At 37.5% G+C, this 12,658-nt stretch carries 7 protein-coding genes; all 7 read right to left on the reverse strand.

The window, feature by feature from the left end; translation table 11 throughout:
• Window positions 1–6,376 (reverse strand): SDR family NAD(P)-dependent oxidoreductase (locus LMF89_RS16930; protein ID WP_229536127.1); only part of this gene is annotated, 6,376 nt, incomplete at its 3' end.
• A 56-nt stretch (window positions 6,377–6,432) separates the two neighbouring features.
• The gene (locus LMF89_RS16935; protein WP_229536128.1) at window positions 6,433–7,170 is read right to left on the reverse strand and encodes an SDR family NAD(P)-dependent oxidoreductase; all 738 of its coding nucleotides are present in this window, start codon (window positions 7,168–7,170) and stop codon (window positions 6,433–6,435) included.
• The gene (locus tag LMF89_RS16940; RefSeq protein ID WP_229536129.1) at window positions 7,167–8,525 is read right to left on the reverse strand and encodes an ANL family adenylate-forming protein; all 1,359 of its coding nucleotides are present in this window, start codon (window positions 8,523–8,525) and stop codon (window positions 7,167–7,169) included. Before LMF89_RS16940 ends, LMF89_RS16935 begins: the two co-directional genes overlap by 4 nt.
• Window positions 8,522–8,752, reverse strand: coding sequence for an acyl carrier protein (locus LMF89_RS16945; RefSeq protein WP_229536130.1), 231 nt, complete (start codon window positions 8,750–8,752; stop codon window positions 8,522–8,524). The genes LMF89_RS16940 and LMF89_RS16945 overlap by 4 nt, the downstream gene beginning before the upstream one ends.
• 150 nt (window positions 8,753–8,902) lie before the next feature.
• A complete protein-coding gene (locus tag LMF89_RS16950) occupies window positions 8,903–9,163 on the reverse strand; it encodes an acyl carrier protein (RefSeq protein ID WP_229536131.1) in 261 nt (86 codons plus the stop codon).
• A 41-nt stretch (window positions 9,164–9,204) separates the two neighbouring features.
• Window positions 9,205–10,185, reverse strand: a complete 981-nt coding sequence (locus tag LMF89_RS16955; RefSeq protein ID WP_229536132.1) for an LnmK family bifunctional acyltransferase/decarboxylase — start codon at window positions 10,183–10,185, stop codon at window positions 9,205–9,207.
• 123 nt (window positions 10,186–10,308) lie between these two features.
• On the reverse strand, window positions 10,309–12,633 hold the full coding sequence (fabD, locus tag LMF89_RS16960; protein WP_229536133.1) for an ACP S-malonyltransferase: 2,325 nt from the start codon (window positions 12,631–12,633) through the stop codon (window positions 10,309–10,311).
• Window positions 12,634–12,658: the final 25 nt, after the last annotated feature.

Here is a 12,658-nt window from a genome sequence, read left to right on the forward strand (position 1 = left end):
ATTGCCGATGCTTGAGCTGCAACAGTACTTTCGTCACCCCAGCAATACCTGCCGCACTCTCGCAATGCCCAATGTTCGACTTGACCGAGCCGATAGCGCAGAACTGCTTCTCTTTGGTATATTTTTGGAAAGTTTTTGTTAGACCAGCGATTTCAATTGGGTCTCCTAAGGAAGTCCCGGTACCATGAGCTTCAATATAACTAATCGTCCTTGGATCTATTCCTGCTTCTTCAAGGGCTCTACTAATAACACTAGCTTGAGCATTGGGATTAGGAACTGTATATCCATTGGTTTTTCCGCCATGATTAATTGCGGTTCCTTTGATTATTCCATATATGTGATCCCCGTCAGCAATAGCCTTTGACAACGGTTTTAAAAGCAACGCCCCTACGCCTTCTCCCGGCACATAGCCGTCGCCTCCTTCCCCGAAGCTTTGGCACTGACCATTACTTGATAGAAATTTGCCCTGCGCCAAAAATAGATATTTGTTAGGATGTATCGAAACATTGACGCCGCCTGCAATCGCTAGGTCACAGCCTCCTCGCTGCAAGCTTTGACATGCTAAATGGATTGCGGTCAATGAGGAAGAACACATCGTATCTACTGTCATGCTAGGACCATGGAAATTACACAAATAGGACACCCGATTAGCAATAGATGCCGGAACCCCCCATAGCGAAGTTGGTCTGCCTTGTAGGGTTTCCTGGACTCCATAGAGCTGGTACTCGTCGAACATGACCCCAGCAAAAACTCCTACATTGCCTTTTAATCCAAAATATTCCTGATTACTAATGTTTTCTCCAGTATATCCCGCATCCTCTATTGCTTCATAGACAGACTCTAAGAATATACGCTCCTGCGGATCCATTATTTCCGCCTCACGGGGTGAGATATTGAAGAATAGCGGATCAAACTGATCTACACCATCCAAAAATCCTCCCCACTTACTATAAGTTTTTCCAGGTTTGTTCTTATCTTCATCAAAGTACAAGTTGTGATCCCAACGATCTTTAGGAATTTCCGTAATACAATCTTTACCATCCCTTAGATTATTCCAATACTCTTTTATATTCCTAGCCCCCGGATAGCGTCCAGAAATACCAATAATAGCAATATCTAAGGCCTCTGTTGCTTTTTCCTCCCGCAATTCAGCCAACCTCAATTCTTTCCAATTTCGTTTATCGGAATCTACCGATTCTGCCACAGCTATTGGATCTTCAAAATTAATGGTGGTTGCTGCTATTTCTTCAATTCCCAATAATTCGATAAGGCGTTCTCGATAGGCTTCCATAAAATATCCAGTCAGTTCTGTAATGTTTTGGTATTCAAAAAACAATGTTTTCGGCAATAAACCAAATGTCTTCTCTAATTGATTAGTTAATTTCATAGCCATAATCGAATCGATCCCGTACTTTTCCAATTGGGCATCTGCCTCAATGCGATGTACGGGAAGCTTAATAACATCTGAAAGCTGCTTTTTGAGATACTTTGATACTTTTCCCTGTAGTATATCTGATCCAATTGTTGCAGCTGGCTGTCTTTCTGTTAGAATAGGCATATCAGTTTTTGTCATTGCTATTGAATCTTTTACATTATTGGTAGTTACTTCTGTTTCCGCCTCAACTCCCAGCATCTCTAAAAGTCGATCTCGATAAGCTCGAAGAAAATATTCGGCTAATTCTTTAATATTTTGATATTCGAAAAACAATGTTTTCGGCAATAATCCGAATGTTTTTTCTAATTGGTTAGTCAACTTCATTGCCATAATCGAATCAATTCCGTACTTTTCTAACTGAGCATCTGCCTCGATGCGATGTACGGGAAGCTTAATAACAGCCGCAAGTTGTTTTTTGAGATAATTTATTGCCTTTGCCTGGAGTATATCTTGTCCAATGGTTGCGCCTACCTGTTTTTCTTCTATGCTATATAGTGATTTTGCAACTTCAGTTTGGGACTGTTTTTCAAGTACGTCTGGGTTTTCCATAAATTCAGGTGTTAAAATGGTCGGATTTATAATCGAAAGCAATTTATGCTTCATTCCTACGATCTTACCTTCCATCACCATCACTTGGGACTGACCAGAAGCCAAGCCTTGATACAATGCCTGAATGCCGTTCTTGGTTGCCATGGGGATTATCCCCATACTTTCTCTCATCGTTTTTTCGGTTTCTTCATTAACATACATCCCGCCCTCTTTCCATAGCGGCCAATTAATTGATAGTGTTTGACCTTGACGGTGTTTTGAAATCACCAAACGGTTACGATATTTAGCATAGGCATCCATAAAGGTGTTGGCAGTAGAATAATCAGCCTGCCCTGCATTGCCTAAGCTTCCCGATATGGAAGAAAAGAGAACAAAAAAGTCCAAAGATAAATCCTTTGTTGCCTGATCTAGATTCATTAATCCTGTAACCTTAGGTGCAAGGACTTCTAAGAACTCTTCTTTGGTCTTTTTGATGATAAAGTTGTCTCGGATCACTCCCGCACTATGGATGATACCATTAAGGGTTCCAAAGTCTATCTTGATACTTTGGATTAAGTCTGCAACTGCAAGTTCTTGCGTCACATCAACTTGCTTATATTCTACCTTTGCCTTCAATTCCTTAAATTGAGTTTGCATGGCTGCGTTAAAAGGAGATCGTCCTGTGAGAATCAGCGTCGCATCTTTGACCTTATTGGCAATTTCATTTGCAAATATAAGGCCCAAACCTCCCGCGCCTCCAGTAATAAGGTAGACACCCCGATCTTTCCAAGGAAGGCTTACTCCTTCCTGAGATAATGATTCAACTTCGCTCCAATCAGCAACAAACCTTTTACCTTCCTGATAACGTATCTGTCCACCAGTAGAAATTCGACTGTTCTCTATCAGTTTTTTTACAATTTCTTCAACATTTTCTCCTGGTTCTATTTCTATCAGCTGCCCAATGATTTTTGGATTCTCTAGTTGAACCGTTTTCAACAGTCCGGAGATTCCAGCGAAGAGTTGCTGTTCCCCTTGGATAGAAACGACAATCTGAATTAGCACTTTGCCCGTAGGCTTATTTTTGAGTATGTTTTGTATTTCCTCGAATGCTTGTACAGCATAAGTTTGGAATTCCTTGCTGCCTTCCTGCTGAGTGTTAAAAATGAGATAACGCTGCGCGCGCGCCACTCCTCTCATTTTCGTTTCTATACTATCCTGAGAAACTGCACCAGGAGTATAGAGTATTACCAGATGCTGATCATAGGCAGGTAAAATAGCTTCTTCTCCTACATAAGAAATAGCTTGCTCTTTCCAGCAAGGCTTTAACATCAGAGTTCCTAGTGCCTCAGTAGAAAAAGCAAAATTCTGACTCTCTTTTACTTGCTTTATAATAAACCCTTTAACATTTACCGTCAGTACCCCTTGATCATCAAAAATCATAATTTTATATTGATTGGTCTTTTCTAAGACGGCGTGAACATAAATAGTAGTCGTAAGCGGTTTTAGTATGTTAACTTCACTAAAATGAAATGGTACAATTAGCAATGGTTTTTTTTGCGACAGCAATACGTGAGCCATTGCTGTCTGAACTGCTCCATCCATTAAAGCAGGATGTAAGCGGTATTGGGAAAAATCAGATTCCAATTCCAATGGAAGTGCTATTTTTGAGAAAGCTTCGGTTTCCTTAAAAAAGAACTCGCGAATAACCTGAAAGCTTTTTTTCTGGACGATTCCTATCCTAGCGAATAACTTATAAAATTCATCAACTGTCGTATTTTTATCAAAATTCAATCTCAGCTTTGCCAAATCTACCGGAGACAAATTTTGTAAGAAAGATTCACTTTGGCTATAACTAATACTTCCTTGAGAAAATTGTAAGCCTCCTGTCTCATAAGCACTCTGAATAGTATAATGTAAATCATCATTCTCTTCACGAGTAAACTCAATCTCAACCTCTTCAGGATGATCACCGACTGCAATCGGATGTATAAACAATACGTTCTTAAGGCTTATCACCTTTTGTTCTCTAAAAAGAGAGCCCCCAACACTTGCTATCTCTAAATGGCAAACTCCTGGAAGCACATAACGATTATTAATTAGATGATCTTTTAAAAAATATTCTCGTTTTGAAAATACTTTTTTAAATCGCCCTTTTTTATAGGTGGAGGTATTGACATCAAGTAGAGGATGTAAACGAGTATCACTGCTATAGGGTATTTTCCCCTCGTAAAGTATTTCGCTTTCGGTAAGCCAAGATTTTTCCTTTAGAAATGGATAGGTAGGAAGAGGAACTTTTAGAAACTCCTCTCCTGATTCAATCTGAATATTATCTATATCTCCTTTTACCCACAACGAAGCCAATACTTCTACATCTACTGATTCTAGGTCTGATGATGACTTACTAATCGATTTATTCGATTCTAAAGCCTCTCCAAAGATAATATTTTTATTATCAGTATTACCACAAACAAAACTCTGTAAATTTTGTTGAAGTTCTGTTATCGACGCAGCAAGAACCGCCAAACGGTAACGATAGGTTTCCCTACCAGTCTGAAGCGTTTTAGCGATATTTCGTAAATTATACTGCTGTAATACTGATGGATTATCGGTCAATTCGGAAATAAAAGAAGCCATTTTATTGGCATATGCAATCAGTTGCACTTCGGTTTGAGCCGATAACATAAACATCTCTTGATTTATTTTACCATCACCGCTATTAGATTGATGGATATTATCAAAGGATTCCACTATAAGATGGGAGTTTGAACCACCGGCGCCAAAAGAACTGATTCCTGCGAGAAGGCTCTTGCCACTTTGAATGCCCCATTCCTGATTATCGCGGATTACAAAAAAGGGTGAATCATTAAAATTAATTTTACGGTTTAAAACATCAGAATGAATACTGGCAGGAAGAATTTTATATTTCATGCTCAACAAAATTTTTATTAAACCAACTACACCTGATGCTGCTTCAAGATGCCCAATATTAGATTTTACCGAACCAATGCCGCAAAAACGTTTTTTTTGAGTATAGGTTTTAAAGGCCAGACTAAGTCCCTTAACCTCGATAGGATCCCCCAAAGCAGTTCCGGTTCCATGACACTCAATATAGCTCAAATCCTCTGGATGAATCTGTGCTCTTTCAATAGCAGTACTTATCAAATCACTATGTGATTCAGGATTTGGCACGGTATATCCTGTAGTTTTACCACCATGATTTGTGGCTGAACCACGGATTACTCCATAAATATAATCCTTGTCTTTAATTGCTTTATCAAGGGGCTTAAGAAGAATAGTTCCTATACCTTCCCCCGGGACATAACCATCTCCGCCTTCTCCAAAACTACGGCATTTACCTTCAGTGGAAAGAAAATTGGAGTCGCTTAAAAAAATATACTTACTGGGATGTAAGCTAAGATTAACCCCTCCTGCAAGAGCCATCTCACAGTCACCAGCTAAAATCGCCTGACAAGCTTGATGAATGGCAACTAATGAAGAGGAGCAGGCAGTGTCAATAGCAATGCTTGGCCCAGTCAAATCCAAAAAATATGAGACACGATTAGGAATGCCCCAATATAAGGAACCGGGACCTTTGTACTGTCCTTGCAAAAACCCTTCTTCATGGGAACATAAAGAAAACTCATTCCATGTAACCCCCGCAAACACACCTATCTTTCTTGTTTGTTGATACTCCCTTCTGCCGTAGCCAGCATCCTCCATAGCTTCCCAGCAGCAAGTCAAAAACAATTTTTGTTGGGGATCCATTAATTCAGCTTCCCGAGGAGAAATGCCAAAGAACAAAGGATCAAATTTATCAACATCGTCAATAAACCCGCCCCATTTGCTATAAGTTGTATTCTCACTGCCCTTGTTTTCCGAATGGAAGGATAAATAATTCCATCTATCTTCTGGTATTTCTTCAACACAATCCTTGTTCGCAACTAGGTTTCTCCAATACTCAAACTGATCATCGGCCTTAGGAAACTTTCCGCTTAGTCCTATAATTGCAATATCATATCCTCTTCTTTGTTCTACTTTCTCAACATCACCAGATATAGTAGCAACTGGCACAATCGTTTCCTGAATGTCCGTACTCAATGAATATTCAGTTGTTAGTAATTCATTATTATTCGAAATTTCAGTATGTTTATTTTTTTCATTTAAATCCTGAGCAAATCCCGGCTTCCGTTCTTGTAAATCCAGGAAATAGCTAAGTTTATTGATATTCGGATATTCAAACAACAAAGTTGAAGAAAGATTTTGATACACTTGATTTAATGACGCCAATATTTCTTCACTGATTATGGATGTGACTCCAAGGTTAAAAAATGCTGCATCTGAATCAACTTCCGTTTTTTCAATACCGAGTTTTTCTGCTATAATTTTTTTTAAAAATTCCTTTATACATTCCATTAGAAAACCTCCTCCCAAATAATAATCCTATCTATCCACTTAAGAAATAGCATTTTCTAACAGGTCAGGCCACCATCTACGATAAAGGACTGTCCTGTTATAAAACCAGCCTCACATGAGAATAAAAATCTTACTAATCCAACCACGTCTTCTACCTTGCCTAATCGGCCAAGAGGTGTTCTTCTAATAATTTGTGCCTTCTTACCTGCTGACATATTCTTTGTCATATCGGTATCCATAAAGCCTGGAGATATGGCATTAACGCGTATACCTTTACTACCTAACTCTCGTGCAAGAGATCTGGTAAACCCATCTAAAGCGGCTTTAGAAGCACCATAAACTGATGTGCCCTTGAACCCTCTTACACCTACAATGGAACTTATATTAATTATTACACCATCATTTTGGTTGAGCATTACACGTGAAACATGCCGGCTTAAATGAATAACAGAACCCAAATTTAAATTGATAATGTCGTTAATATCATTTTCCCTGGTAACCGGGAGCAATTGTTCAAGGGTAGCACCAGCATTATTAACCAAGCCATCAATTTTCCCATATTTTTTATAAACATTAAATACAAATGCCTTTAAAGAATTATAATCTTTTGCATCCAAAGACTCCCAATAGAAATTGTCTTTGTAATCATTTCCTTCTCTAAGCACTTTTATAAAATCAGTTTCACTTCTACTAAATGTAGCAACAATAAACTCATTTTCTAGAAGGTACTGAATAATTTCTTTACCCAACCCACGACTTCCACCGCTAACTAAAACAACTTTTCCATTATTCATATCGCTACCCCGCTTCTCATTTTCTTAAATCTTTCGCTTACCAGCTCTTTATCCGATACCATTATTAATGTAGGTATCTTATATGGCAAAAGACGCTCTTTACAATAATCAATAATTCGCTTTCTTACATCTTTTATTTCTTCCGGTTCATTAAGGACAACTGTGGCAACCACAATTTGACCGGTTATAGGACTATTTTTTCCTGATACCAAAACATCCTTGATATTCAGTATTTCTAACAAAACACTTTCCACTTCCGTTGGATAAACTTTTTCTCCTCCAACATTTATAATCTCACTTTTCCTTCCTAATATTTTTATATACTCGCCGTCAACTTCAACCTGATCACCAGTATTGTACCAGCCATCATTATCAAAAGGTGACGGGGCATTAAGATATCCTAACATTGCTGCACTAGTCCGTATCCAAAGAATGTTATCGACAATTTTCATCTCAACACCTCTGCCCCCCACCTTCATCCATTTAGAATGAGAGTCCTTTGATTTCGTTGAGAAAATACCCAACTCTGTTAAGCCATATGTTTGCTTTAATGTTACTGATGGAAATATACTATTCATCGACGCTAATGTTGACTGGGGCATTGGCTCCGTACCATAAGTTATAATTTCTAATGAAGACAAATCATAGTTCTCATAAAACTTTGACATGATTAGCATATTTAAAAAAGTAGGAGTTGTAGGCAACAACTGGACTTTATGCTTTTGAATCGCTTCACAGACTGATTGCGGTGTCCTTTCTTGAGAAGTTACTATTGTACCGCCATTGAACATAATCGCAAAGAGCGTGTTTATTCCACCAATATGATCTAATTTTAAAAATACCATTGTTCGGAATGGTTTTCGCTTAGCAGTTTTATATCTTTCTATAAGCCTGGAAGTGCATAATACTGCTGCTTTGCTTTTTCCTGATGTACCTGAAGTAAAAATAATTATGCCCGATTCATTATCCATCCTTAACCTATCTAATAGTTGGTGCGTTGAATCTCCTGATACTGGATAATAACTCCATGTATCATCTTCATTAAATTCAAAATACTTATTAACCTTAGCAACTAAAAACATTTCTTCTTGCTTCTCTTTTGACTCTATTCCAATTGGAACAATTATGTTTTTGTTTAAAATTAGGGCTAATAGCAAAAAAATAACATTGGGAGAGTAATCTCCTATTATGGCAACGCATTCCCCTTCAGCAACCCCTAATTTTCCCAACTCACTTTTCCATGTATTTACATTTTTAATAAGATCAAGATAACGGTAAGATTTATCTTTAAGTATAAAAAAATCATCATTTTGAACCTCTTGCATTTTATCTATAATCCAGCTCAAATTACTCATTTTCGCATCCTCCCTACTGTATTTATACTTGAAATTAATGCCCCTTCGGAAAAAGGATCTGCACCTAATTCCATTTCCAAATGTGCAATTAGCTGAGCAATATCAAGTGATGAAAATCCCAAATCCTCAATAATTCTTAATTCATCTTTTATTTCAGGTACTTTGTAGGATTTTTGATCCAAAATTTGTTTAATAGCATTTTCAATACCTTTTTTTACTTCTACCAATTAAATCACTCCCTCGTTTAATAAAAGTAACTTCAGTTGATTACATAACCTACTGAAGTTACTCTTTTTTTATTTTATAGAATAAACCGACCTACTATTTACAAAACGGTTGTCTTTAAAATCTAATCTTATTACTCATTTTCATAGTCCCTATTTCTTTCCATGCACACAGCTTTGATAAACATTACACAAGCTTCCTACTGTATTTATACTTGAAATTAGTGCCCCTTCCGAAAAAGGATCTATACCTAATTCCATTTCCAAATGTGCAATTAACTGGGCAATATCAAGTGATGAAAATCCCAAATCTTCGATAATTCTTAACTCATCTTTTATATCGGGTACTTTGTAAGATTTTTGGTCCAGAATTTGTTTAATAGCACTTTCAATACTTTCTTTTGTTCGTTCCAATCAAATCACTCCCTTAATTGAATTATAATCATCGCATAATTTTACATATTATTGATAATACGTTTAATATCTGGAATTAAGTCCTGAAAAGCTGTTGGAATAGCAAGAAGTTTTTTTACATTTGCTATAGCCAGAAGAGTATTATTTCTTTGTATGTATATTTCTATCTGATATGTTAAAATCGCAACTGAAATAGTTTGCAGTGAATCACCGTGGTAGTTAGAATCACACTCTTTAATGTCCCCATGCAAGTAAACTTCTAATGTCTCACCGGCAAAACAATTTCCGTAATAGAAAGTTTCCCTCTCAAGTAACGATAAATACTGCAGAACGTTCGATGGGAAACCTGGTTTAAGCTTTTGTGATAACACTACAAATTCGGCCCAATCCATAATTTTACTAAATTTTGCAAAAACCATAGCATGTCCTGGAGCCGCATCTTGATCATTAGCTACATAATACGTTATTGGCTCCTTTATCTTAATTTTTTCTGCTTTATTACCAAAACCGTTACTACGTATATTTTTCGATCTTAATATCGCTTCCGGGGTTTTCGATAGCTTAGGCAAAACGGCAAAGCACTCCGACCTAGGAACAGAGACTTTTCGGGATTCAACTGCACTTTCTCCGACATCTACTACTATTAAACTATTAGCTCTCATAGAAGGCTGTTTATTTAAATCCCACTGGCTGGCATTTGGTGCTATTTCTCCGTCTCTCCCAAGTACATAGGAAGACTCTAAGATTGTTTCCCCAAAGCGAGCCACATCAACACCTACTGAAACTTTATCCCAAAGTTTGTAGGAAGAAAAATTGGAACACGGAGGAACTTTTAAATGGGTCATAAAATAAGCCGGATAAAGGGTTAAACCTTGGTTATCCTTAATTTGATTTGGTAGTATTCCAGTGTTAAGTGTAAGTTGATGGCTATGAGCGTTTCCAAATAGCAAAAGTAAAGCATATTCGTTTAAAACCCCTAAACCAACATGGCTCATTGTTAATTCAATATTTTCAATTAACATTTATTCTTACTCCTTCTCTAATCAGCAATGTGCTACGTCCCACATAAGTAATTATTTAAGTGGATAACATATATATTAACGTTCAACTAAATGACCGTACGGTATAAAATCTATTTTTGGCTACTAACTATTAGCCAATCGCAAATTGTGATAACGTTGATTTAATAGTTCCGCCACTTCAGTCATTATTTTCTCTGCTATCTCATCAACATGTCGATTTTTCCAGTTTGCTAAATCTGTCCCTTTAACAAATTGATTGAAAGCTCCTAAGGCTGGACCACAGTGAATTTGATAGTCTACCTTAGATTCTTCACTACCATTTAAAGCAAGACGACTACTATACCCAAAATACCATCTAAAAATTAAAGCCATTTTATGTTTAGGATTACGTTCCGCCTTTTCGATTTCTTGAGCGGGATAAAAAGATTTGACCTCTTTATAAACTTCTTCAAAACTTCGTTTAAAGTACTTTTCCTGAATTTGCAGCTTAGTCTTCTCATCGATTTCGTCTAAAGAACTATATTGACGATATAATTCATATAATTTGTTGGCTCTAGCCGGAAAAAATACCCCCTTTTTTAACACTTGAACCTTGGAGCCTAACTCAAACATATCTCCCGCCGGTGCATAGTCAGTATCCTGGACATTCATTTGCTGCAATAAATCTTTTACTGCAGCACTAGTAGCCGCTTCTACTGTGCATTGGTTAATTGAACCCGTCAAAATGAAGTCAGCTCCCAATATAAACGCTGCAGCAGCGGCTTCAGGGGTTCCAATCCCACCAGCGGCTCCAACACGAATTTTCCTATGATACTGATACTTTTCCATCATTTCATTTCGCAATTTTATCATCGCCGGCATTAAAGCATAGGCAACTCCGCCATCCGTATGACCGCCAGAATCTGCCTCAACACAAATATCATCTGCCATGGCAATTTCTTTTGCTAAATCAGCTTCTACCTTTGTGATCTTTTGTTCGGCTAGTAGTTTATCGATAATCCGTTCCGGTGCCGGACTTAAGAACGCTGTTGCCACCTCCGGTCGAGATACTTTAGCAATAATCATATTTCTAGCAATGATTTTCCCGTGCTGATCCCGTGTTAATCCTTTCACACGATATTTTACTAACGCTGGCGTAACACTAAAAAAAGCAGTTGCTTCTACAGTTTTTACTCCATATGCTAAAAAGAGATCAATCGTTTTTTCTTCCATGTCGGGATTACTTGGATTATGTAATAAATTCAATCCATAAGCTTCTCCTGCGGATAGTTCTTTTTGAATATACTGAATTGAAGCTTCTACTTCGGATAAAGCCAAACCACCTGATCCAAAAAAACCCATCATTTGCGCTTTTCCCATTTTTACGACCATCTCCTGCGAAGCAATCCCTCTGTACATACCACCAGTTACATATGCATATTTGAGATTATAATCTGTTTTAAACTCGAGACTTCCTAATGATGAAGGATCAAATTCCGCTGTTAAGCGTCCCTGACTAGCCTCATCCAATTTCACTACATTAGAGCCGCTTGCAATTTCTGCTGCCGTTGGCACAGAATGATCATTGTCTATCTCAATACTTTTAATCACTAACGGCTCGGTCTCTTTTTTAATCCGCCGGACCAATCCAGTTAAAACATTACCTATTCCGATCTCGAAAAATTCCATTTTTCCAAGACCCATTAAATATCGAATACTCTCCGTCCATTTTACCGGATGAGTAATCTGATCAATCAAATTCTGCTTAATATCAGATTGTTTATATGGTCTGGAGTGAACATTTGATATTACGGGAATTGTTAACTCTGAAAATATAAAGCTATTTAAAAACGATGCAAATTCTTCTTTAGCCTCCTTCATGTAGCGCGAATGAAAAGCTCCACTTGTTTTTAAGACGATAAACATCTGTACATCTTTGATTCCCTCAAAAATTGGTTTTACACAATCAATATCAGTTTTCAAACCAGAAATCACAATTTGTGTTGGCGAATTGTAGTTAGCAATATCAATACTCTGCAAATTATTCTGCTCTAAAGCGTCTGTTATTTGTTCTTCATTTAGTCCAATTACTGCAGCCATGCCACCGCGAGTAGCATGACTCATTAGCTCTCCTCTCTTTTTCACTAATTTTAACCCTTCTCCGAAACTGAAGGCTCCAGCCGCAAATAATGCATTATATTCCCCCAAACTATGACCAGCAACGTAATCTGGCTTTTTTCCTGTTTCTCTTATTTTTCTAAGATAGCTTAATCCATTAACTATATACAGCGCAGGTTGAGTAAACTGAGTTTGGCCTAAGTTTGAGTGTGGATCTTCCATACACAATTCCTTAATTGAATATCCTAAAATATCATCTGCCTCGTCAGTTAACTCCTTATATTCATCAAACAGTGTTCCACCCATACCTATACTTTGTGAACCTTGACCGGGAAAAATATATGTAATCAATTTTGCTATCCCCTTTCAAAAGAAT

The organism is Pelosinus baikalensis (assembly GCF_020819555.1).
Classification (GTDB): Bacteria; Bacillota; Negativicutes; order DSM-13327; family DSM-13327; genus Pelosinus; species Pelosinus baikalensis.